17 protein-coding genes are annotated in these 24,136 nt (G+C 72.2%); 4 read left to right on the forward strand and 13 right to left on the reverse strand.

What is annotated here, in order from left to right; genetic code table 11:
* Positions 1–214: 214 nt before the first annotated feature.
* Positions 215–1,165, forward strand: a complete 951-nt coding sequence (locus AC0ZLC_RS16890) for a hypothetical protein (RefSeq protein WP_476752779.1) — start codon at positions 215–217, stop codon at positions 1,163–1,165.
* A 22-nt stretch (positions 1,166–1,187) separates the two neighbouring features.
* Here the strand turns inward: AC0ZLC_RS16890 and AC0ZLC_RS16895 are convergent, their stop codons facing one another.
* The 3 genes from AC0ZLC_RS16895 to AC0ZLC_RS16905 all read right to left on the reverse strand — a co-directional run bounded on the left by AC0ZLC_RS16895 (position 1,188) and on the right by AC0ZLC_RS16905 (position 5,760).
* Entirely contained in the window at positions 1,188–3,386 is a 2,199-nt protein-coding gene (locus AC0ZLC_RS16895) for an FUSC family protein (RefSeq protein ID WP_476752892.1), read from the reverse strand.
* 223 nt (positions 3,387–3,609) lie between these two features.
* On the reverse strand, positions 3,610–5,235 hold the full coding sequence (locus AC0ZLC_RS16900; protein ID WP_476752780.1) for a phytoene desaturase family protein: 1,626 nt from the start codon (positions 5,233–5,235) through the stop codon (positions 3,610–3,612).
* Between the two features lie 69 nt (positions 5,236–5,304).
* Positions 5,305–5,760, reverse strand: a complete 456-nt coding sequence (locus AC0ZLC_RS16905; RefSeq protein ID WP_476752781.1) for an SRPBCC family protein — start codon at positions 5,758–5,760, stop codon at positions 5,305–5,307.
* Positions 5,761–5,957: 197 nt separating this feature from the next.
* Between AC0ZLC_RS16905 and AC0ZLC_RS16910 the strand changes: the two genes are divergently transcribed.
* Positions 5,958–6,872 carry an SDR family oxidoreductase gene (locus tag AC0ZLC_RS16910; RefSeq protein WP_476752782.1) on the forward strand — a complete coding sequence of 305 codons (915 nt, stop codon included), beginning with the start codon at positions 5,958–5,960 and terminating at the stop codon, positions 6,870–6,872.
* A gap of 435 nt (positions 6,873–7,307) precedes the next feature.
* Positions 7,308–7,760: a hypothetical protein gene (locus AC0ZLC_RS16915; RefSeq protein WP_358852095.1), complete on the forward strand. Its 453-nt coding sequence runs from the start codon at positions 7,308–7,310 to the stop codon at positions 7,758–7,760.
* 48 nt (positions 7,761–7,808) lie between these two features.
* Here the strand turns inward: AC0ZLC_RS16915 and AC0ZLC_RS16920 are convergent, their stop codons facing one another.
* From AC0ZLC_RS16920 to AC0ZLC_RS16930, 3 genes are all read right to left on the reverse strand, one after another.
* Positions 7,809–9,104, reverse strand: a complete 1,296-nt coding sequence (locus AC0ZLC_RS16920; RefSeq protein ID WP_476752783.1) for a polysaccharide deacetylase family protein — start codon at positions 9,102–9,104, stop codon at positions 7,809–7,811.
* Positions 9,105–9,162: 58 nt separating this feature from the next.
* Positions 9,163–11,247 (reverse strand): transglycosylase domain-containing protein, encoded by a 2,085-nt coding sequence (locus tag AC0ZLC_RS16925; RefSeq protein WP_476752893.1) that lies wholly within the window; start codon positions 11,245–11,247, stop codon positions 9,163–9,165.
* Positions 11,248–12,018: 771 nt separating this feature from the next.
* Complete coding sequence (locus AC0ZLC_RS16930; protein ID WP_476752784.1) at positions 12,019–13,518, reverse strand: metallophosphoesterase family protein; 1,500 nt, start codon at positions 13,516–13,518, stop codon at positions 12,019–12,021.
* Positions 13,519–13,950: 432 nt separating this feature from the next.
* On the opposite strand from AC0ZLC_RS16930, the gene AC0ZLC_RS16935 reads away from it, so the two are divergent.
* The gene (locus AC0ZLC_RS16935) at positions 13,951–14,754 is read left to right on the forward strand and encodes a SigB/SigF/SigG family RNA polymerase sigma factor (RefSeq protein ID WP_476752785.1); all 804 of its coding nucleotides are present in this window, start codon (positions 13,951–13,953) and stop codon (positions 14,752–14,754) included.
* 2 nt (positions 14,755–14,756) lie between these two features.
* On the opposite strand, the gene AC0ZLC_RS16940 is transcribed toward AC0ZLC_RS16935, so the two are convergent.
* The 7 genes from AC0ZLC_RS16940 to rhaI form a co-directional block, all read right to left on the reverse strand.
* Entirely contained in the window at positions 14,757–15,785 is a 1,029-nt protein-coding gene (locus tag AC0ZLC_RS16940; RefSeq protein ID WP_476752786.1) for a phosphotransferase, read from the reverse strand.
* Positions 15,786–15,953: 168 nt separating this feature from the next.
* On the reverse strand, positions 15,954–16,601 hold the full coding sequence (locus AC0ZLC_RS16945; protein WP_476752787.1) for a LutC/YkgG family protein: 648 nt from the start codon (positions 16,599–16,601) through the stop codon (positions 15,954–15,956).
* Positions 16,598–18,073: a LutB/LldF family L-lactate oxidation iron-sulfur protein gene (locus tag AC0ZLC_RS16950; RefSeq protein ID WP_476752788.1), complete on the reverse strand. Its 1,476-nt coding sequence runs from the start codon at positions 18,071–18,073 to the stop codon at positions 16,598–16,600. Before AC0ZLC_RS16950 ends, AC0ZLC_RS16945 begins: the two co-directional genes overlap by 4 nt.
* Entirely contained in the window at positions 18,070–18,825 is a 756-nt protein-coding gene (locus AC0ZLC_RS16955; protein WP_476752789.1) for a (Fe-S)-binding protein, read from the reverse strand. The genes AC0ZLC_RS16950 and AC0ZLC_RS16955 overlap by 4 nt, the downstream gene beginning before the upstream one ends.
* A 101-nt stretch (positions 18,826–18,926) precedes the next feature.
* Positions 18,927–20,363 (reverse strand): rhamnulokinase, encoded by a 1,437-nt coding sequence (locus AC0ZLC_RS16960; RefSeq protein ID WP_476752894.1) that lies wholly within the window; start codon positions 20,361–20,363, stop codon positions 18,927–18,929.
* A gap of 5 nt (positions 20,364–20,368) precedes the next feature.
* The gene (locus tag AC0ZLC_RS16965) at positions 20,369–22,408 is read right to left on the reverse strand and encodes a bifunctional aldolase/short-chain dehydrogenase (RefSeq protein WP_476752790.1); all 2,040 of its coding nucleotides are present in this window, start codon (positions 22,406–22,408) and stop codon (positions 20,369–20,371) included.
* A 401-nt stretch (positions 22,409–22,809) separates the two neighbouring features.
* Positions 22,810–23,970 (reverse strand): L-rhamnose isomerase, encoded by a 1,161-nt coding sequence (rhaI, locus tag AC0ZLC_RS16970; RefSeq protein WP_476752791.1) that lies wholly within the window; start codon positions 23,968–23,970, stop codon positions 22,810–22,812.
* Positions 23,971–24,136: the final 166 nt, after the last annotated feature.

The following is a 24,136-nucleotide window of genomic DNA, read 5'->3' on the forward strand; positions in this document are numbered from 1 at the left end:
GGGCGTCAGGAGGCGAGAGGGCACACATGCGGGCGAACGGGGACCGCCGCCGCCCCCGCGCGACCGGTTCCGGACCCGTCGGGCCGCCGCCCGGGACACCCGGCGCACCCGCCCGTCTCGCGCTACGGGCCGGTAACCCCGGGTTGCGGCCAGCATCCGGTAACGATCGTGCCGCGCACCTTGTGGCACGTCTCCCCGCTCATAGCATGCGATCATGTCTTTTCTCTCAAGTCGCCGCAGAAAGCCGCGCCTTGCCCCCGAACTCGACGACGGGGACCTCGGCAGGCTGCTGAAGTCTCTGCGCGCGACGACCAGGTCCGGCACGTTCGGCACGACGGACCTGTGCGTGGCCCAGCTGTCCCGCCTCTTCGAGCAGGACCCGGACGACTGGGACCGGCGGGCGCACCGGATGTCCGTCCTCGCGGACTACCTGTCCGACTCGCACCTGCCGTCCGCGTGGGCGACGCGTGAACCGGGCAACGCCAGCGCGCTGGTCCTGGGCGCCTGGGCCGAACTCGTCCGCAGCCGTGCGGCGGGAGGACTTGCGGACGCGTCGGGCACGGCCAAGCAGTGCCTCCGGGCGTCGGAGATCGACCCCCGGGACCCCGCCCCGTGGGTGGTGCTGCTCGGCATCGCCCGCCTGGAGCGCTACGTGCAGTCGGACGTCTTCGGCGCCTGGAACGAGATCCTCGCCCGCGACCGCTGGCACCGGGAGGCATACCTGAGCATGCTGGCCCACCTCTCGCCCGAGGAGGCGGGCTCGCGGGTCCAGGTGCTCGACTTCATCGACTCCATACGACCCCGGATGCCGGCGAACGCCCCGTGCGCCGCGGTCGAACTCACCGCGCAGGTCATGCAGTACAACGCCGCCCTCGCCCGTGGGGGAGTGGACGCCCTGGTGGCCCGCAACCACTGGACGAACCCGCAGGCCGTCGAGTCGCTCCAGCGGGCCCACCACACCTGGCCGCAGCCCGCGTTCTTCCACCACGCGAAGAAGCTCGCCGACCTGAATCTCCTCGCCTACGCGCTGATGGCCGCCGACCGCAGGCAGCAGGCCGCCCCCGTCTTCGAAGCCATCGGCACCGCCGTCACCGCCTGGCCCTGGAACAGCACCGGCGATCCGCTGGCCGCCTTCGAGCACGCGCGGAACAGGGCGGGCCTCTGAGGCACCCCCCGAGGGGCCGCCCTCACAGCGCGGCGGAGCGCCGGGACGCGGCCTGGTCGGGGGTGGAGACGGGCACACCGAGCGGGCGGGCGAGGCCCACCACCCCCTCGTCCAGCCGCTGCAGATGCCGCAGCACGCGGCCGGTGACCCGGTCGTGCCGCGGAACACCCGACCGGTCGGTCTCCAGCATGGACGCGAGACTGGCGCCGGTCTCCACCGCGCCCGCGTCGTGCCGGTCCTCGACATGGGCCACCAGTGCGTCGATGTTCTGCGCGATGCGCCGGCCGGCCCGCTTCAGCCGCGGATCGGCGGCGACCGTTCTGCTGTGCGGGAGGAGTTCCGCCGTCGCCGCCAGCGACCGCGCGTGGTACGCGCACGTCTCCAGCAGCGCCACCAGGTAGCGGGCCGTCTGCCGCCGGGAGCGCAGCGGAGTGATCGGGTGCGTGAGCGGCTGCGTGGAGGCCCGCAGGTCCTCCAGCGCCGTGTCGAGATCGCGTGCCATGTCCAGCAGGTCCAGCGCGGGTCCGCCGCTCAGCTGCTCCACCGCGGCGCCGGTCACGTCCCCGAGGCGTTCCAGCACCGTGGCGAGCAGTTCGTCGGTCCGGTGGTCGGTGTGCACCGGCAGCACCAGCGCGGCCGCGACGACACCGCAGACGGCACCGAGGGCGGTCTCCTCGATCCGCAGGACGAGCACCTCGGGACTGTAGGTGTTGAGCAGCGTGTACAGCAGGCCCAGCATCGCCGTCACGAAGAACGACATCAGGGCGTACGACAGCGGCGCGGTGAAGAACATCGCGAAGATGAACAGCAGGACCAGCCCGAACGCGGTCCAGGTGTGGTTGCCGACCACGCCCGCGAGCAGGACACCGGCGACGACACCAAAGACGGTGCCCAGCAGCCTGCGGTAGCCCTTGACGAGGATCTCGCCGGTGGAGGCCGTGTTCAGGAAGACCACCCAGCAGGTCAGCACCGCCCAGTACCAGCGCTGGCTGGACAGGAACTCGCCGCCGACGATGGCCAGCGCCGACCCCACCGACACCTGGACGGCGGCACGGGTCGTGGGGCGCCGCAGCCCCGTACGCTCCTCGTCCTTGTCCCGCTGGTTGTCCTCGGCCCCCGCGATGGCGATGTCCTCGGCGTCCAGCTCCTCCCGCGAGCGGGTCGTGGCCGGTGAGTCGTCGGACTCGTCCTGCGGCCCGTCGAATGCGAGCCGCAGGCCCAGCACCGAGCGCGCCGCCTCGCCGATGCCGCGGAAGACGTCCTGGACGGCGGCCGGGGCGTGCGGCAGGTTCTCCTCGTCGCGGTAGGCGAGCAACCGGTTGCGCACGTGCGCGAGCGCGGTGCCGCCGGCGACGGGCCGGGCGACGAGCATGCGCAGGGCGTCGAGGTCGCGGCGCAGTGTGGCCGTGACGTCGTCCTGGGCGCGCAGCCGGTTCCCGGCGGCGGGCACCGGGGCGTTGGGCAGGTGCAGGGTGAGGGTGTCGGCGCGCTCGGCGCTGCGCGCGGTGAGCAGCAGGACGCCCAGCCGCTCGGCGGCGATCTCCGCGTCGGCGATACGGCGCTGCACGTGCGAGGCGGCGGCGCTGTCGCTGGTCCCCTCCTCCAGCCGGCCCTGGATCATCATGGCCGTCTCGTGGAGGCGGGCGGTGTGCCGCCGTACCTCCTCCAGGGCCTTCTCCATCCGGTCGGGTCCCGCGTCCAGCAGCTCGGTCTGCGCGGACACCAGCTGGGCCAGGCGCGCCCGGAAGGCCTCCCGCAGCCGCTTCAGGATGCGTTCGGGTGTCTCCGCCACCAGGCCGAAACGCGCGGCGGCGCTGCACGCGAAGGCGAGCACCAGGGTGAGGCACAGCCCGGGCAGCGTGCCGGAGTCGGCCTGTACGAACAGCGAGACGAAGTAGACCTGGAACCCGATGAGGCCCAGGGCCGTCCCGCGGTCGCCGAACCGGCGGCTGTAGACCGCGCCGAAGATCAGGGCGAGGAAGAAGAGGTCACCCGCGATGACGTGGGTGTTCAGCAGGGCGCCCAGGGACATCGCCGCGAGGGACACGGGCAGGCCCAGCGCGAGGGTGATCGCCTGTTCGCGCCGCTGCTTCTCCCGGATGGCGAAGGTGGCGACCATGGCCGCCATGGCCCCGGCCACCATGTGCGTCACATCGGCGTCCATGAGGGCCAGTACGGCGAGTGCGAGCGCGATGGCGCCCACGGTCCGCAGGCCCGCCATGAGCCGCAGCAGCCCCGGGTCGGACGCCGCGAACCGGTCCCAGGTGCCTCTCCAGGTCGGCCGTGTCGCTTTCCTCACCCTGCCGTACGTCCTCGCTCGCCGTCATGATCCGCAAGCTCCAGCATGTCACGGCGCCCCGGGCACGCGGGCCCCCGGGGCGGCGGGCCGTCGTGCGGGCGTACGAGTGCGCCCCCGCCGGGGGAGTGACGCCGCATCACGCCGGTCAGGTCGCGGCCCGCTCGCCCTTGCGGTCGCGGCGCGTGAGGACGCGCTGGATCCGGGTGAGGCCGGTGGGGAGGCGTCCGTGCAGGGCGGCCCGTGCGGCGTTCGCGCCCGGGGCGCCGTGGACACCGCCACCGGGATGCGCGCCGGCGGAGGCGAGGAAGAGCCCCTTGACCGGGGTCTCGGGACGCCCGCTGCCCGGCACGGGACGGAAGACCAGCTGCTGGTGCATCGCCGTGGTGCCGCCGTTGATGGCGCCACCGTGCAGATTCGCGTTCATGCTCTCCATGGTGGGCGGCGCCAGGATGCGGCGGGCCCGCACGAGGGCCCGGAAACCGGGGGCGAACCGCTCGACCTGGGCCTCCACCCGGTCGGCCATCACCTCCTGCTCGCGCCGGTCCCAGGCGCCGGTCAGTCCGTCGTCGCCCGCGTCACCGGTGATCCGCTGCGGCACGTGGGTGTAGGCCCACGCGGATTCGGTGCCGAGGGGTGAGCGGGTCGGGTCCGCCGTGGTCATCTGACCGAAGACGGCGAACGGCCGGTCGGGGACCTGATGCATGGCGATCTGCGCCGCGAATCTGGTCAACTCGTCCATACCGTCGGCGAGATGGACCGTGCCCGCCGACGCCGCCCGCTGCGCGGTCCACGGCACGGGCCCGCCGAGGGCCCAGTCCACCTTGAAGGTGGCGAAGTCCCACTGGAAACGGCGCAGGTCGGCGAGAAGTTGCGCGGGCAGGTGCGCCTCGTCGACGAGAGCGCCGTAGAGCATGGGCACGGAGACGTCGGCCAGGACGCCGCGGGCCGCGGAGACGGCCTCCCCGGCGGCCGTGCGCACGCCGACGGCCCTGCCGCCCCGCACCACCACCTGGCTGACGCGCTCACCGCAGCGGACCACGCCGCCACGCTTCTCCAGCCGGCGTACCAGGGCCCGGGTGAGGGCGCCCGCTCCGCCGGCCGGCACCGGGAAGCCGTACGTCTGGCCCAGCATGGACATCAGCCAGCCGAAGCCGCCGCTGCCCGCGGCCTCGGGGGCGAGGTCGGCGTGCAGGGCGTTGCCCGCGAGCAGGAGCCTGCCGCCCTGACCCTCGAACTCCTCCTCGCCCAGCCGCCGTACCGGCAGTACCAGGGACCGGGCCAGACGCAGGCCGCCCGCCCCGCGCAGCCGCACGGCCAGCCGTGCCGCGGCGCGTACGGGCGGGAAGGGGGTGAACAGGGCCTCGACGATGTCGGGCCCCAGCCGTGCCCAGATCCGGTGCAGTTCCCGCCAGGCCTCGCCGTCCGCGGGGCTGAACTCGCTCAGGGCGGCGGCGGTGTCGTCGAGGTCGCGGCCCAGCACGGCGCAGCTGCCGTCGGTCAGGGGGTGGGCCAGCACGTACGGGGCGTGGCTCCAGCGCAGTCCCTCGCGTTCGAGGTGCAGGCCGGCCAGGACCGGGGACGCGGCAGCCAGCGGATAGAAGGAGCTGAACAGGTCGCTGACGTAGTCCGGGTGCACCCCGCGGTCGTGCCGGACCGCGCCGCCGGGTTCGCTCTGCTCCTCCAGGACCTCCACGCTCCAGCCCGCGTCCGCCAGCAGGTTGGCCGCCACCAGACCGTTGGGCCCGGCGCCGATCACCACCGCGTCCGGCATGTTCTGCCTCCTGTGTCGCCGGGGCGGGCCCGGCCGCGGGCGGAAGGCGCCGCGGGGGCCCGCCGGGTCCTACCGGCTCGCGAGCCCGGTGAGGCCACGGTTCTCGCACAGGTCCGCCAGCCGGTTGAGCATCGCGCGATGGCGCAGCTGGACCAGTACCTCGAAGGCGGCGTTGTGCAGCGTGCCTCCGGCACCGCGCAGCGGGTGCTCGTCGACGATCAGCAGGGTGTCGTCTCCCCATTCCCGTACGTCCAGGGCGATCCTGGCCGTGCCGAGGGGGCCGGAGTTGGCTTCGAGTTCGAGCTGCCGCGGGGGTTCGCAGCGGCGTACGACGGTCTGGTTGCTCACCGTCCAGGGACCCATCCGCACGTCGAAGGTCAGGGCCGCGCCGACCTCGGGCCACTGTCCCTCGGCGGGCCGGGTGTCGGACGTGCCGACCACCCATTCGCTGTAGCAGTCGGGGTCGGCCAGGACGGCCCACACCACGTGGGGAGGCCTCTTGATGAGCTGGTGCCGCACAGCCATGCAACCCTCCTGGGGAAACCGGTGTTCGCAGCTCGGCGCTGTCCGTCCGAGATGGCTGCACTCAGGTTTCCATCTTTGGCGGAGTTACGCCTTTTCTGCCGGGACCGGCGGCACGGACCCTCGCGCTCCCGCTCAGCCCCGGGGACGGGACGGAGGTCCGCAGGCCGTCCTCGCGGCCCGCGGTTAGCGTGGTGACCATGCCTGATGCCGATTCCCGTCGTACCGGCCCGCTGGCGGGCCGCGTGGTGGTGGTCACCGGAGCCTCCCGCGGCCTCGGGGCGGCCATGGCACGCCTCCTCTCCGAGCGGGGCGCCGTCGTGGCCCTGCTGGGGCGGCAGCCGGAGACGATCTCGGCGGTCGCGGAGACGCTGCCCGGCCGGGCGGGGTGGTGGGAGGCCGACGTCACCGACGACGCGGCCATGGAGCACGCCGCCGCCCGGATCCGCGTACGCCTGGGCACCCCGTCCGCGGTGATCGCCAACGCAGGCATCGCCGAGGGCGGGCCGTTCGCCGAGTCCGACCCCGCGACCTGGCGCCGCGTGATCGACGTGAACCTGACGGGCAGCGCGATCACCGCCAGGGCGTTCCTCCCGGACCTCGTCGCGACGCGCGGCCACTACCTGCAGATCGCGTCCCTTGCCTCCATCGGGGCCTCTCCGATGATGAGCGCCTACTGCGCCTCGAAGGCCGGCGTGGAGTCCTTCGCGCACGCCCTCCAGGCCGAGGTGGCCCACCAGCGCGTCGCCGTGGGCATCGCCTACCTCAACTGGACCGACACGGACATGATCCGGGACGCGGACCGGCACGCCGTACTGCGGGAACTGCGGGCACACATGCCGGCTCCGGCCCGGAAGGTCTACCCGGTCGAGCAGGTCGCCGAGCGCATGGTGAGGGCTGTCGAACGCCGCTCCCGTGCCGTCTACGTACCCGGCTGGCTGCGGTTCGCCCAGATCACCCGGGCAGTCCTGCCGCCCCTGGTCACCCGGATCTCCCGGACCGAGCTTCCCCGGCTGGCGGCCGCGGCCGAATTCGAGGCGACCGGCCTGCTGGGAGCGGGGGCCCGCGACGACCCCGCCGGCAGGCGCGGGGGCAGCGCACAGCGGCCGGGGTGACGCGGGCGGGACCGGTCGTCGGCACGGACGGACGCGACCGTCCGCGAACGCCCTAGGTCAGGGGCCCCGGATGCGGGGCCGGCGGCACGGGGTCCGGGCCGGCCGGCTGCGGAGGGGCCGGCGGAACCGGGTCCGGAGCCGGCGCGGGCACGGGACCGGGCGCGGGGCCGGGCTGCGGATCCGTCGGTCCGGGCGGCGGGGTCGGGTTGGGCGGGGTGGGGTCGGTCGGCGGGAAGCTCATCGGCCACCTTCTCTCTCGGCGGACAGGGATCGGCTCACGGGTTCCCCGCGCACCACGATCATGCCTTCGAATCCCCTTTCGCACGGAGGTGCCGCGGGCCACGGGGCGGAAGCTCACCGCGTGCGGTCCCGCCAAGCGGATCATCTCGGGCGTTCCCTGGTATGAGCCGCCGGAGTGCGGGGATCTGGACATCCATGAACGATCCTCAGCACCAAGAAGGACCCGACCGCGCCCACCGGCGGCCGGACGGGGTCGACGACACCACCGTGGAAGCCCTCGGCGCCCTCTCGAAGGCGCTGGAGACGACGGAACGGGCCCGCGGTCACCTGTACGCGTTCCACCAGCTGACCGGCACGGCCGACCTGGAGCTCGACCGGGCGGTGGCGCTGCTGCGCAAGGCCGGGCACGGCGAGTACGGCGACCGGGTGGAGCGGGACATCCTGGGCCGCAACGTGATCCCCGGGCACTGGACGTTCCAGATCGTGGAGGCCTACAACGCCACCTACTACGAGCCCTTCAAGGACCTGGAGAAGCAGGCGCGGGACGACCTCGTCGAAGGACGCGACCACCTCTACGAGGCGGAGATGAAGGAGGACCGGCGCACCACGGGCCACCCGGACCACGCGGCGAGGCCCGGCCGGGCCTGACCCGGCGGCGGTGAGCGGCGCCCCCGCCCGGGCGGGGGCGCCCCGGCGCTACTTGACGACGGTCGACCAGTCGGGCGACTGCGCGGGGTCCAGGCTGCGCAGGCGTTCCAGCACGGCGGGCTTCTGCGCGTCCATCCAGTCGGCCAGCTCACGGAAGGACACGCAGCGGACCTCCTTGCGGACGCACACATTCTTGATCACGTCGTCGACGGACTTCATGTAGATGCCGCCGTTCCAGTCCTCGAAGTGGTTGCCGATGAACAGCGGGGCCCGGCTGCCGTAGTACACGCGGTTGAAGCCGTTGAGATAGGTCTGCGTGGTCTCCTCGCGCCACTTGTCGTACTGGGCCGGTTCGCCGTCGGTCTCACCGTCGGACTGGTTGTAGAGGAAGTTGAAGTCCATGGACAGGCCCTGGTACTTGCCGCCCTCGTACGGAAGCATCTGCAGCGGGAAGTCCCAGACGCCGTCCTTCTTCGCCGGCCAGATCTGGAAGTCCCCCGCCGAGCTGGCGTCGTAGCGCCAGTCGAAGCTTTTGATCGCCTCGAGCAAATTCTTCTGGCCCTCCAGGCACGGCGCGCGACCGCCCACGATCTCCTTCTCCGCGTCGAAGGGCAGGGCCGGCAGGTCGCTGTAGCCGGTGTTGGTCTTCCACTTCTCGACGAACGAGTAGAACTGGCTTATCTCGCTCTTCCACTCCGCGACGCTCCAGTCGCCGCCGCCCTTGGCGCCGCAGAAGTGGCCGTTGAAGTGGGAACCGATCTCGTTCCCGTCCTTCCACGCCTTGCCCAGCTCCGTCAGCGTGGTGCGGATGTGCTCGTCGGTCGGGTAGCTGATCGCCGAGTCGCCCGGGTCGTGCAGCGGCGGGTGGTAGAGCGTCTTCTTGTCCTTGGGCAGCAGGTAGATGCCGGTCAGGAAGAACGTCATGTGGGCGTTGTACTCCTTGGCCATCTCCCGGTAGTGCGAGAAGAGCTGGTCGTCGCCCTGCAGCGCGCCGTCCCAGGAGAAGACCACGAACTGGGGCGGCTTCTCACCGGGCTTGAGCGGCTCGGCCTTGAGCCCGCCGCGCTGCGGGCCGGTGTAGGAGGTGGAGCCGTCCCCGATCACCTTCGTCCTGCCGTCCCACCGGTTTTCCTTCCCCTTGGCGGTTCCGTCGCCTGGCGACTTGCCGACCGCCGACCCGCTGGGCGCCGGGTCGTCCTTCATGCCCCACACGACCAGAGGCACGGTGATGCAGGAGACGGCCAGGGCGACGGCCGCCAGCAGGATCCTGGGGCGGGCCGTCAGTTGGCCGAGGACGTCGGCGGCGCTGCGGCGGCGGCGCCGGCGGTGGGCGTTGGAGTTCATCGGTGGCGCATTCTGCGAGGAGGGAGAGCGGAGCGGAATGGTGCCGTCGCCGCTCGCGTCAGCTGAGCGGGCTCATGGCACGCGACCAGATGTCGTAGGGGACGGAGGTGGCGGGCGTACCGGCCACGCCTTTCAGCGGGAGGGGTTCCAGGCTTTCGGACAGGTCCATGCGGTAGGTGACGACCGCCGTGGACACCGAGCGGTGCGTGCCCACGTACCAGCCGGCGGTGTCCTTCTGGTTGGTGCCGCCCTTGCCCGCGACCGTCGCCGAGGCCGGCGCCGCGTCCGGGTGCTGGGTGCGGAAGGACTCCCTGAGCGCGTCGGTGACCTGGCCGGCGACCTCGGCTCTGATCGCTCGGCGGGGTTTGGGTGTGCTCAGTGCGACGACACTGCCGTTGCGGGTGATGCGGCGCACCGAGTAGGGCTCGGTGTGGGTGCCCTCGGCGGCGAACGTAGCGTACGCGCTGGCCATGCGGATCGCGCTGGGGGTCGAGCTGCCCAGCGACAGCTCGGGGACCTGCGGGCCCATGCTGGACGACAGCAGGCCGGCCGCCTGCGCGGTCAGGCGCACCTTGTCGAGGCCGGTGTCCAGGCCGAGCTGCATGAACGGCGCGTTGACGGACGAGGCGAGCGCCTTGTGCAGGGGGATCTGTCCCCAGGACTTGCCGTCGTCGTTGTGGGCGGTCACCTTCTTGCCGCTGCGGTCCCAGTAGGGGCCCTCGGGCGTGGTGACGGGCACGTCGTCGTCTCCGTTGTAGACGGAGTCGGGGCCGACGGCGGTGGTGGTCGTCGTGTCCCGCTCCTTGCGGACACCGTGTTCCAGTCCGGCCGCGTAGACGAACGGCAGGAACGCGGAGCCGGCGGGCACGGTCGTCGCGTTGGACTCGTTGAAGCCCTGCTTGCGGTGGTCGGGGCCGCCGTAGACGGCGAGGATCCGGCCGTCGTCGGCGACCGAGGCGGCCCCGTAGTGCGCGGTCTTCGCCTTGTCGGGGTCGTCCTTCCCGGCTGCCTTGCGCGCGCGGGCGACGGCCGCGGTCAGGGCGTTCTCCCGCTTGCGGTCGAAGGTGGTGTAGATCTGGTAGCCGCCCAGGTCGAACTCCTGGTCGGAGATGTGCGCGGACTTCTTGGCGTACTGGGTCGCCAGCTCGACGAGGTAGTCGCTCTGGTGGCCGGTGTCGTAGACCTGGGACTGCTTGAGGGGCTCGGGGAACTCGGTGTACTTCGCCCGCTGGGACGCCGACAGCTTGCCGGTTTTCACCATGCCGTCGAGGATCCAGGACCAGCGTTCCACGGCCCGGGCGTGGTTGCCGCCGCTGAGCGAGGGGTCGTAGAGGCCGGCGCCCTTCAGCAGCGAGGCGAGGAACGCGGCCTCGCTGACGTTGAGTTCGCTGACCTCCTTGCCGTAGTACGCCTGCGCGGCCCGCTGGATGCCGTAGGTGCCCCGGCCGAACCAGCTGGTGTTGAGGTAGCCCTCCAGGATCTGGTCCTTGCTCATCTTCTGGTCGAGCTTGATGGCCATCATGGCCTCGGTGAGCTTGCGGCCCACCGAGCGGTCCTGGGAGAGGTACACGTTCTTGACGTACTGCTGGGTGATGGTGGAGCCGCCCTGCGTGTCGCCCTCGCCGACGGTGCGCCACAGCGCGCGGGTGATGCCGCTGGCGGAGATGCCGGGGTCGGAGTAGAAACTCTGGTTCTCCGCGGCCAGCACGGCCCAGCGCACCTGCTCGGGGATGTCCTTGAGGGGCATCTCCTGGCGTCGCACCCAGCCGGTACGGGCCATGGGCGTCCCGTCCGACCAGAAGTAGACGTTGTCCTGCTGGGTGGCGTACGTGTTGAGGTTGTCCGGGATCTCCGTGGTGGCGTAGGCGACGCCCAGGAGGGAGGCGGTGGCGGTGAAGAGCGTCAGGAAGGCGCCCAGCCACTGGCGCCAGGACGGTATCCAGCGCCGCCAGTCGGTGCGGCCGGGCCGCGGGTACTTCGGGCGCAGGCGCCGGGCGTAGGGCGCGGCGCCCTCGAGGACGGGGGCGAGGCGTGCGGAGACGGCGGCCGCCACGACGCCCGAGGCTTTCGACGGACCGGGTTTGCGGCGGGGCCCGCTGCGCGGCTCCACGGGCTTCGGCAGGTCCGACACCCGGAGCGCCATGGTGGCTTCCGGGTCGGTGCGGGCCGGCCGGCCGGGGGAGGCCGCGGGGGTGTCGCCGGTACGCGGCGGCTTCGCGACGCCCGGCTTCGCGGCACCTGGCTTCGCGGCCCCGGACCTGGCGGCACCCGGCTTCGCGGCACCCGGCTTCGCGGCGTCCGGCTTCGGGTGGAGGGCCCGGGCCCGTGCCGCGAGGGCATCGAGGTCGGGCGTCCGGAGGGCCATCGTGGCCTCCGGATCGGTTCGCTCCCGCGGGCGGGGTGCGGGCTCCGGGGCGTCCGGGACCCGCAGCGCCATGGTGGCTTCGGGATCGGTGCGCGGCGGGGCGTCCGCGTCCCGGCCGGACCGCTCCGGGGCGCCGGGGCGGGACGGCGCCGGGTCCTCGCCGTCGGACGGGGGCGTGCGGCGAGCGGGCTCGGGGGAGCCGGACTGCTGCGGGGCGTCCTCGCGACGGTGCGGGCCGCCGCTCTCCTCGGGCCTAGCCATGGAAGGTTTCCGGCCGCGGCCCCCCACCGGGGTGCACCTCGCGTATTCGCTGCCATGACGTGGACATGCCTGCGTCTCCCTCGCACTCAGTCTTGCTCGCGCGGGTCGATGCAGCTGCCGCGCACGCGGCTGCGAGCCCCCCTCCCCGACCTTTCGGTACATCGCGGCACCCACAAATTATCAGTGGTCACAGTGATCCCTTCCGTCGGATACCAGACAGAAAGCGGACAGTTGCATTCCGTTTCGGTCACGTGAAGGACGCGGCGGGCCGCCGGCCCGGTTCCCGGTTCACCGCAGCGGGATGATCACTTCGTCCTCGACGGGCGGTTCGAGTTCTTGATCACGGTTCCCGGTGGCCGAAAAACAGCGCAGCCGGACCGCGTCCGGGCCGACGTCCAGACGCAGGAAGCACTTGAAGAAGGGCGGACTGTACGTCGCCGATCCCGGCGAGAAGAGCTGCGTGTACGTCTTGCGCACGGGGAGCCGGAACCCTGCGCGCCGGCCGGGGCGGCGGCCCGCGCCCAGCAGCCCCGCCACCAGCCGGGTGCGCCGGGTGATGCGGACGGGCGCCCCCTGGGGGCGGGTCGGACGGATGCCGAGCCGCTCGGCGGTCACTGCGGTTGCCTCGGCCTCGCCCAGCGTGAAGAAGCGGCGCATCCGCAGCCGCCGTCCGTAGAGCCTGCTGTAGAAGGCCAGCGAGTCTCCGCGCAGGGGGTAGCAGCGGAAGTCGTCCTCGGTGACGCCGGCGACGGAGACCCGGGGAATGGTGTGGGTGGCGTGCATGAACGCGCCGCCGCCCCCGGCGACCACGTACTGGACGGTGCGGCCGTCCACCCGCACCGGATAGCGCTGGTAGTTGTGGATGTCCCCGCCTATCGCCGCGACGTAGTGGTGGCGGGGGTCGCGGACGATGTCGTCGACCGTGCCGCCGCCCTCGATGGCGCAGGGGTGGTGCTCGCCGTCCACGTACAGGGGGGATCCGGTGATCAGGATCTTCGGGACGTCCCCCGCGGACACCTCGCGCAGCCACCGGCCCTGCTCGGCGTCGACGGTGCCGAGGAGCCCGGTGTCGATGCCGACGATGCGTACGGGTCCCGCGTCGATCGCCCAGTACGGGCCGGGTTGCACGGCCTGTTGAGCGGGTGCTGAGCGCAACGCGCGTGCCGCGGCGAGGCGTTGCTCGTCGACCGGGCGTGGCCTGTGCCACAGCAGCGAACGCAGCCACGCCGACGCCGGTCGGCGGGAGGCCGGCTGCGAGGCGATGGGCGGGGCGTCGCAGAAGACGCGCATGAAGCCCTGGAGGTCCTCGTACCAGTCGTGGTTGCCGGGTATCGCGTAGACGGGTGCCTGATAGTCCTGATACGGCCGGAAGAACTTCGTGCCGTACTCGTCGGCGCTGCCCACCGGATAGACCACGTCGCTGGCCAGGACGGCGAAACTCGTGTCCTGACCGATCTTCAGAAAGCCCGGCACGACGGCGTACTGGGAGTCGTCGCCCTCGCCGGTGTCCCCGATGACCATGAAGGAGAAACGGTCCGGAACGTCGCGCCGGATCACGCGGTCCGCGGGAGCGCCGGCGGCTGTGCGCTGCTCTGCCCAGCGGCTGCGGGTGCGACCCGTGGGGTCCCCGAACCACGACGCCAGCACGCCGTTGCGGGCCGGCCACAGCGTCCTCGGGTCGAGCCACGACAGCTTCTCGACCCGCTGCGGCATCAGACGCTTGTAGTCCCCGAGCTCCGAGACGCCCCAGCCGGCGCCCCCGGCGGTGTCCCGTGAAGAGTCAGACATCGGGGAACCGTAACAACGAGTCCGTCCGCCCCGGCAGCCGGGCCATGCCTGCGGCCCACGCGCCGGACGCCGGGCGTCGCTCCCCAACTCGCCTCGTATGCGGCCCACTTCGCCCGCGCGGTACGGCAACCGGCCCCCTTCGAAGGGATAATTCGAAATCCGAAGGCGTTTCCAAAAGAATTCCCGCTGTCAATGTTCTCGCCTTTGAACAGCACCCTTTTCAATCACTCGATCACACCTCGGAAGCAGCCCGTTGCCGCCAGTCAATCCGGGCGGTTATTTGTTTCAATTGTTCGGTAAACGGGAATTTTCCCTTCAGTGCTTCGGACAGGAGGCACGTCCGTGGGAGCTGGCTCAGAAACCCGGGTGTGTCCCGTACTCCTCATGTGCCGCTCCCAGGTGACGTTCACCTTTCGAAGGAGTTGCCCCGCCATGAGTGTCACGGTCCGCAACAAGAAGCATCCGCACGACGACGCTCCCGACACCGTCGCCGCCTTCGAGCACCTGCGCCATCTGCCCGACGGCCCCGAGCGGCAGGCCCTGCGCGAGGAACTGGTCAGGGCCTGGCTGCCGATGGCCGAGCGCATCGCGGGCCGGTTCCGGGGCCGGGGCGAGTCCGCCGAGGACCTGTGCCAGGTCGCCGCCCTCGGTCTGGTCAAGGCCGTCGACCGCTACGACCCCGGCCGCGGCAACGCCTTCGAGAGCTACGCCATCCCCACCATCACCGGCGAGATCAAGCGCCACTTCCGTGATCACATGTGGCTCCTGCATGTACCCCGGCGCGTCCAGGACCTGCGGAACCGCGTCCGTACGGCGTTGAAGGAGCTGTCGCAGACAGCCCCCGGGCACAACCCGTCCCTCGCCGAGATCGCCGCCGAGGCACAGCTGACCGAGGACGAGGTGCGCACCGGTCTCGAGGCGCTCGACAGCTTCACCGCTCTCTCGCTCGACGCCGAACTGCCCGGGAGCGACGACGGCTACGCACTGGGGGACGCGCTCGGCCAACCGGACGCCGGATTCGACCTGGTCGTCGACCGCGAGTCCGTGAAGCCCTGCCTGCGGGCCCTGCCGGAACGCGAGCAGACCATCCTCTACCTGCGGTTCTTCTGCGGTATGACCCAGAGCGGGATCGCGCAGCAGCTCGGCATCTCGCAGATGCACGTCTCCCGGCTGCTCAGCGGCTGCTACGACAAGGTGCGCGAAGGCGCACTGGCGGAGGAGTCGGAGCGGGAATGAGGTCAGGGGCGCTCGGCCGGGACGGGCCGAAGCGCGGGCCAGCGAGCGAGCACGCGCCGGCGCATGGCGGTGCAGAGACCGCTGACGCCGCCGAGCGAGGTGTCCCCGGCCGTCATCCGGCCGACGACCCCGAGCCGGTGGACCAGCCGTTCTCGGGCGGTCGCGGTGCCCCACGTCCAGTCCTGGTGCGGAATCCGGGCGAGATGATCGGTGCCTTCGCGGTGTGCCCGCTCGACCAGCGCGTCGCCGCGGAGCAGCCAGCCGGCGCACGCGTCGGCGAGGCCGTCGCCGATCTCGGAGCCGGTACGGAGCCGCCACTCCTTCCGGTACGCGCTCTCCGCCCGTGCCAGCAGCTGCTCCGGCGCCGACGTGACACACCAGCACGTCGGGAAACCGATGCGCAGGTAGGCCAGTTCCATCAGGCCGCTGCCCAGTGACGCCTGCTCGAAATCGATGAACCTGATCCCCTCTGCGGTGTGGAGGTCGTTGCCGGGACAGGGATCCCCGTGCAGAAGGGCATGCCCGGGGACCTGACCGAGCCGGTCCACGAGGCCGGTGAGCTCGCCGGACACGCCGGCGCCGACGGGAACCTCCAGAGCCCCGGCCAGCCGCAGGAAGGACTCGGCATCGGCGTGGTTCGGGCCTTGCCACCGGGGGAGTACCCCGGCGTCCTCCGGGCGGCCGGTGGCATGCAGCCGTGCCAACGCGGTCGCGTAACCGACGATCCAGTCCCCGGCCGGGCGCCGGTGGTCCAGGTGCTCGAGCACCAGGATCCGCCGGCCGGGATCGGTGGCCAGCAACGCGGGCACCACGGGCAGCCCGGCCCGGGCGGCCAGGCGCAGGGCGGCCACCTCGCGGGCGTACCGCTCGTCGGCGTCAGGACCGTCGACGATCTGCTTCAGCACGGCCGTCGTCTCCGGCAACTCGACGCGCCACACGTGTGAGCGGGGGCTGCTGTCCAGTGCGTGGGAGCGCCGGGGCGCTCCCAACTCGGCCCGCAGCGCGTCCCCGAACGGCAGTCGCCCTCGCATGCGCTCATCCTGCCACGCGGCCGAACGGCGTGGTCCGGAACGCCGCGGGGTGCGGCCGGATCGGGCCGCACCCCGCGGCGGTGGAGCGCGGCCGGGCGCCAAAGACCCGTACGGGCCCCCACAACGCGCCGGTCCCGCCCGAGCGGGTGCGGTCACGGGGCCCGCACGTCACCCCTCGCTCACCAGCACCACCTCCAGGGTGCGTGGGCCGTGCACGCCCTCGACCCGGTCCAGCTCGATGTCGCTCGTCGCGGACGGTCCGGAGATCCAGGTCAGCGGGCGCGCCGGGTCCAGGCGGCCGAGGGCCTGCGGGACGGAGGAGACGACCTGGTCGGGCACCCGTACGACGCAGACGTGGTGGTCGGGGACCAGCGTGATCCGGCGGCGGCCCTGGTCAGGGCCGCCGTCCAGGACGATGGTGCCGGTCTCGGCGATCGCTACCGCGCAGCCCGTGACCACGCTCTCCACCCGGTCCAGCTCGTGCGCGGTGCTCACGGCGCGGTCGTGGATCCGGGTGGGGTCGGCGGCCGACATCCACTCGGGCGGCAGCCCCGGCGGCACGAGGACGTACCGCGGCCCCCGCGCGGCCAGCAACCGCATGACGAGGTACGGCAGTTCGCCGGGATCCGTGCGGTGCACCACCGCCCGGTAGTCCGCGAGGTTCTCCGCCAGCAGATCCACCGTCTCCGCGACGCTGCGCTCCCCGTGCTCGCGCAGATAGTCCCTCGCGAAGGCCCGCTCGTACGGCGTGTCGTCCGGCCGGACGTCGGCGATCGCGCGCCGTACCCGGCCCAGGATCACGTCCCTGCTGCTCACTTGGGGCCCCTTCCGCCGTGCGTACGCTGCCACCAGTCGCGGAACGGTTCCGCGGGCACCGCCGGCAGCTCACGGCCGGCACTCCACGCCCTGCCGGGGCCGGGCAGCGTCCGCGGATGGAAACGGCGCGTCCGCGATGCCAGCCGCTGGCCCGCGCGCAGCGCGCCCGGACGGGCGAACGTCCACCGTGCCGCGCGCATCGCGGCCCGTTCCGCGGCGTGCCCCTTGGCGGGCTTCAGGACGACCCTGGCGCCGTCGCGGGTCACCACACCGCCCTCGACCACCCGCTCCCGCAGATGCACCAGCACCTCGGGGATGTCGATGGCGACCGGGCAGACGTCGTAGCAGGCACCGCACAGGGAGGAGGCGTAGGGCAGTGAGGCGTCGATCTCGCTCCCGGTGCCCCGCAGTTGTGGACTGAGGATCGCGCCGATCGGGCCCGGGTACACCGAGCCGTACGCGTGCCCGCCGGCCCGCTCGTACACCGGGCAGACGTTGAGACAGGCGGAGCAGCGGATGCAGCGCAGGGCCTGCCGGCCGACCTCGTCGGCGAGCGTGTCGGTGCGGCCGTTGTCCAGGAGGACCAGGTGGAAGTGGCGGGGGCCGTCCCCCTCGGTGGTGCCGGTCCACGTGCTGGTGTACGGGTTCATGCGCTCGGCCGTCGAGGAGCGGGGGAGGGTCTGGAGGAACACCTCCAGGTCCTGCCAGGTGGGCACGACCTTCTCGATGCCGACGACCGAGATCAGCGTCTCGGGCAGGGTCAGGCACATCCGGCCGTTGCCCTCGGACTCCACGACCACCAGGGTGCCGGTCTCGGCGACCATGAAGTTGGCGCCGGAGATGCCGACCTTGGCGCGCAGGAACTTCTCCCGCAGGTGGAGGCGGGCCGCCTCGGCCAGTTCGGCGGGCGTGTCGGTGAGGCCCTCGGGCGCCGGGCGGCCCCATTCGCCCATCTCCCGCGCGAAGATCTCCCGGATCTCCCCGCGGTTGCGGTGGATGGCCGGGACCAGGATGTGCGAGGGCCGGTCCTTGCCCAACTGCACGATGAGCTCGGCGAGATCGGTCTCGTACGCGCGGATGCCCTCGGTCTCCAGCGCCTCGTTCAGCCCGATCTCCTGCGTCGCCATCGACTTGACCTTGACGACCTCGCTCTCGCCGGTCGCCTTCACGAGGTCCGCGACGATCCGGTTGGCCTCGGCGGCGTCGGCGGCCCAGTGCACGGTGCCCCCGGCCGCCGTGACCGACTCCTCCAACTGCACCAGGTAGCGGTCGAGGTGACGGAGTGTGTGGTCCTTGATCCGCTTGCCCGCCTCGCGCAGGGCAGCCCAGTCACCGAGTTCGGCGACCGCGTGCGCGCGCTTGGCGCGGATCGTGTGCGTCGCGTGGCGCAGATTGCCGCGCAGCGTCGGGTTGCCGACGGCCTCGCGCGCCGCCGCGGGGAAGGCCGGCATGCCGACGAAGGTCCCGCTCATGTCAGGGGCTCCTCTTCCGTGCTCGCCAGGATCTCCGCGATGTGCACCGGCCGCATGTCCGTGCCGAGCCGGGCCATGGTGCCGCCGATGTGCATGAGACAGGAGTTGTCCGCCGCGCACAGCACCTGCGCGCCCGTCGACTCGGCGTGCCGCACCTTGTCGGTGCCCATCGCCATCGAGACGTCGGGGTTCTTCACCGCGAAGGTCCCGCCGAAGCCGCAGCACTCCTCCGCACCCGGCAGCTCACGCAGTTCGAGCCCCCTCACCGCCTCCAGCAGCCGGCGCGGCCTCGCACCCAGGCCCAGGCCGCGCAGCCCGTGACAGGCCGGGTGGTACGTCACCGTGTGCGGGTAGTACGCGCCGACGTCGGTCACCCCGAGGACGTCGACGAGGAACTCGGTGAATTCGTACGTCTTCGGCACGACCGGGGCGAGCCTCGCCGCGAGGGTGCCCCCGCGGCCCTCCGACCGTGCCCGCTCGCCCATCCGCGGGTACAGCTCCCGGACCATCGCGCCGCACGACCCGGACGGCGTCACGATCGCCTCGTAGCCACCGAATACATCGGAGAAGTGCCGGGCCATCGGCTCGGCCTCGTGGCGGTACCCGGTGTTGTAGTGCGCCTGCCCGCAACACGTCTGAGCCATCGGGAAGTCGACCTCGACACCCAGTCTGGTCAGCAGTTTCACCACGGCGCGGCCCGTGTCCGGATAGAGCGTGTCGTTGACACAGGTCAGGAACAGGGCGACACGCATCGCGGCTCCTTGCGGTCAGTCATCGGATGGGTGCTGGGTCCCGCCACACGCGCTCAGCGTAGTGGGGGACCGGACGGGCGGCGCGGAACGGGTGTCCGCGCTCACCGGCCGGTGAGGCGGCTCTCCGCCGCTTCCCACGCCGCCGGGTCGCCGCGCGGCTCGTAACGCACCAACGGCTGGGTTTGCACGAGGAGTTCGCGTATGGCGGCGCGGTCGCCGACCAGGCCCCGGGCGCGGGCCTGGACGAGGACGTTGCCCAGGGCCGCCGCCTCGGACGGCCCCGCCACGACCGGCAGGCCGCATGCGTCCGCGGTGAGCCGGCACAGCAGGGCGTTGCGGGTGCCGCCGCCGACGATGTGCACGACGTCGACCGGATGGTCGGCGAGCGCCTGCGCCTCGGTGACCGCCCGCCGGTGGGCGAGCGCGAGGGAGTCGAGGATGCAGCGGGTGATCTCCGCCCGCGACTCGGGCACCGGCTGGCCCGACGCCCGGCACGCCTGTGCGATCCGGGCCGGCATCCGGCCGGGCGCGAGGAACGCCGTGTCGCCCGCGTCGACGACGGAGCGCAGCGACGGCACCTCGGCCGCGTCCCGGAGCAGCCCGGCCAGATCCGGGCCGCCCCATTCGCGTACGCACTCCTGGAGCAGCCACAGGCCCATGATGTTGCGCAGAAAGCGGACCGTGCCGTCCAGCCCCAGCTCGTTCGTGAAGTTGGCCGCGCGGCTCGCCTCGGTGAGGACGGGCGCGTCCAGTTCCAATCCCGCCAGGGACCAGGTGCCGGTGCAGATGTACGCGAAGCGCTCGCCCGCGGCGGGGACGGCGGTCACCGCGGACGCGGTGTCGTGCGAGCCGACGGCCGTCACCGGCACCGGCCCCGTCAGCCCGGTCTCCTGAAGGACGTGCGGCCGCAGCAGTCCCGCCGGGTCGCCGGGCCCGCGCAGCGGGGCGAACAGCTTCAGGTCGATGCCGAGCCGGTCCGCCACGTCGTGGGACCAGTCGCGGGTGCGCGGGTCGATCAGTTGCGTGGTGGAGGCGTTGGTCAGTTCGGTGCCCGCCTCGCCGGTGAGCCAGTACGTCAGCAGGTCGGGGATGAGCAGCAACCGTTCGGCATGCGCCAGTTGGGCCGACGACCGGGCGGCCGTCAGCTGGTAGAGCGTGTTGAAGGGCGCGTACTGCAGTCCGGTCGCCGCGTACAGCTCGGCGGCCGGCACCGTCTCCCACACCCGCTCCGCGACGCCCTGCGTGCGGGGGTCGCGGTAGTGCACCGGATTGCCCAGCAGCGCCCCGTCCGCGTCGAGCAGCCCGTAGTCCACCGCCCAGCTGTCGATGCCCACGGAGTCGGCCTGCCCCGCGGCCCGCAGGCCGTCCAGGACACCCGCGTACAGCGCGAGGACGTCCCAGCGCAGCCCTTCGGGGACGCGCACCGGCCGGTTGGGGAAGCGGTGCGCCTCGGTGAGCTCCAGCGACCCGGGGCCCACGCGGCCGACCATGACGCGCCCGCTGGACGCGCCCAGGTCGACCGCGGCGTACGTCTGCACTGCCGTCACCGCAGGAAGGCGGCGGCCACGCCGGCGTCGACCGGGACGTGCAGACCGGTGGTATGGGTCAGGTCGCCACCCGTCAGGGCGAACACCGCGTTCGCGACGTGCTCGGGCAGCACCTCCCGCTTGAGGATGGTCCGCTGGGCGTAGAACTCGCCGAGCTTCTCCTCCTCGATGCCGTACGTGGCCGCGCGCTGCGCACCCCAGCCCCCCGCGAAGATTCCGGAGCCGCGTACGACGCCGTCCGGGTTCACGCCGTTGACCCGGATGCCGTGCTCTCCCAACTCGGCTGCCAGCAGCCGCACTTGATGGGCCTGGTCGGCCTTGGTGGCGGAGTAGGCGATGTTGTCGGGGCCGGCGAAGACCGCGTTCTTGGAGGCGATGTAGACGATGTCGCCGCCCAGCCGCTGCCGGATCATCACGCGGGCCGCCTCGCGCGAGACGAGGAAGGAGCCGCGGGCCATGATGTCGTGCTGGAGGTCCCAGTCGCGGGCCGTGGTCTCCAGAAGCGGCTTGGAGATCGAGATGCCCGCGTTGTTGACCACGAGGTCGACCCCGCCGAACGCGAGCACCGCCGTCCTGAAGGCCTCTTTGATCTGCTCCTCGGAGGTCACGTCGACGCTCACGGCGACGGCCCTGTCCGGTCCGCCGAGCTGTTCGGCGACCCGGGCGGCGCCCTCCGCGTCGAGGTCCGCGACCACCACGCAGGCGCCCTCGGCCACCAGCCGCCCGGCGATCGCCCTGCCGATGCCGCTGCCGGCACCTGTCACGAGCGCCACCCGGGTGGCGAGCGGCTTGGGCTTCGGCATCCGCCGGAGCTTGGCCTCCTCCAGCGCCCAGTACTCGATCCGGAACTTCTCCGACTCCTCGATCGGCGCGTACGTGGAGACCGACTCGGCCCCGCGCATCACGTTGATCGCGTTGACGTAGAACTCGCCCGCCACCCGCGCGGTCTGCTTGTCCCTGCCGAAGCTGAACATGCCGATCCCGGGGACGAGGACGATCGCCGGGTCCGCGCCGCGCATGGCGGGGGAGCCGGCGTCGGCGTGCCGGGTGTAGTAGGCCGCGTACTCCTCGCGGTACTCGGCGTGCAGCTCCCCGAGGCGGGCGACCGCGTCGTCGATGGGGGCTGACGGCGGCAGGTCGAGCACGAGCGGCCTGACCTTCGTCCGCAGGAAGTGGTCGGGGCAGGAGGTGCCGAGCGCGGCCAGACGCGGGTGTCCGGCGCGCGCCAGGAAGTCGAGGACGACGTCGGAGTCCGTGAAGTGGCCGACCTGCGGGCGGTCCTGGGAGGCGACGGCGCGTACGTACGGTGCGAGCGCCGCGGCGCGCTCCCGGCGCTCACCCTCGGGGAGCGCCTCGTATCCCTCGGCGACCGGTCCGAACGGCTCGGCCTTCCCCCGCTCCGCGAGGAACGCCTCCGCGGTGCGGATGATGTGCAGCGAGTTGCGCTCGCACTCGTCCGCGGTCTCGCCCCACGCCGTGATGCCGTGTCCGCCGAGGACGCAGCCGACCGCCCGCGGGTTGGCCGCCTTGGCGGCCGCGATGTCCAGGCCGAGCTGGAAGCCGGGGCGGCGCCAGGGCACCCACACGACGCTGTCGCCGAAGCACTCCGCGGTCAGCTTCTCGCCGTCGGCGGCGCAGGCCAGCGCGATACCGGAGTGGGGGTGCAGATGGTCGACGTGCGCCGCGTCCACGAGTCCGTGCATCGCCGTGTCGATGGACGGGGCCGCGCCCCCCTTGCCGTGCAGGCAGTAGTCGAACGCGGCGACCATCTCGTCCTCGCGCTCCACCCCCGGGTACACGTCCGTCAGCGCGCGCAGCCGGTCGAGGCGGAGCACCGCGAGACCGGACCCGGTGAGGGTGCCGAGGTCGCCGCCGGACCCCTTGACCCACATCAGCTCGACGTCGCCGCCGGTCACGGGGTCGGTCCCGCTTCCCTTGGCGGACGTGTTGCCGCCCGCGTAGTTCGTGTTGCGCGGATCGGCGCCGAGCCGACGCGAACGGGCCAGCAGAGCGGCGGCTTCGGGATGGGGTGCCATGTTCCGTTCCTTGGGAGAGAGAGGGTGAACGAGTGCTCGTGTCATACGGGAGGCGCGGACATCCGCGCGTTGAGCTGTGCCCCGTGAGGGGCGCGGGGAACTGCGCGACCGGCCGAGTCCGACGGCAGGTTTCCCACTGGTCTTCGGGCCGTACGGCGAGCGGCTGCCCGCACCGGCGGACGGCCGGCTGTGCCCCGTGAGGGGCGCGGGGAACTGCGCGACCGGCCGACGCCGACCGCAGGCCCACCACCGGCCGCCAGGCCGTACGCCGAGCGGCTGCCCGCACCGGCGGACGGCCGAAGACGCCCACCGGAGCGGGCCACCAACCGCAGGCCCACCTCCGGCACCGGGGCCGACGGTGACCGGACCGGACCGAACCCCGCCCAGGCCGAGCGCAGCGGCTACGCTTCCCACCCCGCCTGCCGCCCCCCGACCCGCTCCGCGGCGATCCGCTCCTGCCAGCCGGACCGGCGGTACGCGGCGACCGGGTCGGGATCCAGACCGAGCTCCTCACGGACCTCGGCGAGCAGCGGCCGTACGTCGGTGTTGTACGCGTCCATCACGACCGCGTTCGCCGCGAGCACGTCGCCGGAGCGCTGGGCCTCGGCGAGCGCGGACCCGTCGACGAGGAGGGCCTTCGCCGTGGCCTCCTGGACGTTCATCACCGAGCGGATGATCGCCGGGATCTTGGCCTCGATGTTGTGGCACTGGTCGAGCATGAAGGAGACCTCGGGCGCGAAGCCGCCGCCCCGGATCACCTCGTACATGATCCGGAAGAGCTGGAAGGGGTCGGCGGCGCCCACCATGAGGTCGTCGTCCGCGTAGAAGCGCGAGTTGAAGTCGAAGCCGCCGAGCTTCCCCTCGCGCAGCAGCGTGGCGACGATGAACTCGATGTTGGTGCCGGGCGCGTGGTGCCCGGTGTCGACGACGACCTGCGCCTTGGGGCCGAGCTTGAGGCAGTGCGCGTAGGCGGTGCCCCAGTCGGGGACGTCCGTGGTGTAGAAGGCGGGCTCGAAGAACTTGTACTCCAGCAGCATCCGCTGGTCGTCCCCCAGCCGCTCGTAGACCTCGGCGAGGCCCTCGGCGAGCCGGTCCTGGCGCTCGCGGATGTCGTCCTGGCCGGGGTAGTTCGTGCCGTCCGCGAACCACAGTTTCAGGTCCCCGGACCCGGTGGCGTCCATGATGTCGACGCATTCGAGCAGGTGGTCGACGGCCTTGCGGCGCACCGCGGCGTCGGGGTGGCAGACGCTGCCGAGCCGGTAGTCGTCGTCCTGGAAGGTGTTGGAGTTGATCGCGCCCAGCCGCACGCCGCGTTCCTCGGCGTACTTCGCCAGAGCCGCGTAGTCGTCGACCCGGTCCCAGGGGATGTGCAGCGCGACGGCCGGCGCGGCCCCGGTGAACTCGTGGACCTTGGCGGCGTCGTCCAGCTTCTCGCGCGGATCGCGCGGCACTCCCGGCTGCGCGAACACCTTGAAGCGGGTTCCCGAGTTCCCGTACGCCCATGACGGCGTCTCCACTGCCTGGGTCTTGAGTGCGGCCTTCACCGCGGCGAGCTCGGTCACTTCAGGGCTCCTGTGGTGACTTCGGGTGCGACATCGGTTCTGAACGAGTCTGTCTGAAACGATTCAGAAGCCAGAAGGTATGAGCACCCCGCGGGGCTGTCAACCCCCTCGACCCGGACTGCTTTCCGTAGTCTGGTCGTGACCTCCGCGTATCGAAAATTTCGAG

This window comes from Streptomyces sp. GLSS-08 (assembly GCF_056387915.1).

What these genes read in the sequence shown, in the direction of transcription:
- AC0ZLC_RS16890 (WP_476752779.1), top strand. Translation starts at nt 215, where the DNA reads ATGTCTTTTCTCTCAAGTCGCCGCAGAAAGCCGCGCCTTGCCCCCGAA.
- AC0ZLC_RS16895 (WP_476752892.1), bottom strand. Translation starts at nt 3,386, where the DNA reads ATGGCGGGCCTGCGGACCGTGGGCGCCATCGCGCTCGCACTCGCCGTA.
- AC0ZLC_RS16900 (WP_476752780.1), bottom strand. Translation starts at nt 5,235, where the DNA reads ATGCCGGACGCGGTGGTGATCGGCGCCGGGCCCAACGGTCTGGTGGCG.
- AC0ZLC_RS16905 (WP_476752781.1), bottom strand. Translation starts at nt 5,760, where the DNA reads ATGGCTGTGCGGCACCAGCTCATCAAGAGGCCTCCCCACGTGGTGTGG.
- AC0ZLC_RS16910 (WP_476752782.1), top strand. Translation starts at nt 5,958, where the DNA reads ATGCCTGATGCCGATTCCCGTCGTACCGGCCCGCTGGCGGGCCGCGTG.
- AC0ZLC_RS16915 (WP_358852095.1), top strand. Translation starts at nt 7,308, where the DNA reads ATGAACGATCCTCAGCACCAAGAAGGACCCGACCGCGCCCACCGGCGG.
- AC0ZLC_RS16920 (WP_476752783.1), bottom strand. Translation starts at nt 9,104, where the DNA reads ATGAACTCCAACGCCCACCGCCGGCGCCGCCGCCGCAGCGCCGCCGAC.
- AC0ZLC_RS16925 (WP_476752893.1), bottom strand. Translation starts at nt 11,247, where the DNA reads ATGGCGCTCCGGGTGTCGGACCTGCCGAAGCCCGTGGAGCCGCGCAGC.
- AC0ZLC_RS16930 (WP_476752784.1), bottom strand. Translation starts at nt 13,518, where the DNA reads ATGTCTGACTCTTCACGGGACACCGCCGGGGGCGCCGGCTGGGGCGTC.
- AC0ZLC_RS16935 (WP_476752785.1), top strand. Translation starts at nt 13,951, where the DNA reads ATGAGTGTCACGGTCCGCAACAAGAAGCATCCGCACGACGACGCTCCC.
- AC0ZLC_RS16940 (WP_476752786.1), bottom strand. Translation starts at nt 15,785, where the DNA reads ATGCGAGGGCGACTGCCGTTCGGGGACGCGCTGCGGGCCGAGTTGGGA.
- AC0ZLC_RS16950 (WP_476752788.1), bottom strand. Translation starts at nt 18,073, where the DNA reads ATGAGCGGGACCTTCGTCGGCATGCCGGCCTTCCCCGCGGCGGCGCGC.
- AC0ZLC_RS16955 (WP_476752789.1), bottom strand. Translation starts at nt 18,825, where the DNA reads ATGCGTGTCGCCCTGTTCCTGACCTGTGTCAACGACACGCTCTATCCG.
- AC0ZLC_RS16965 (WP_476752790.1), bottom strand. Translation starts at nt 22,408, where the DNA reads ATGGCACCCCATCCCGAAGCCGCCGCTCTGCTGGCCCGTTCGCGTCGG.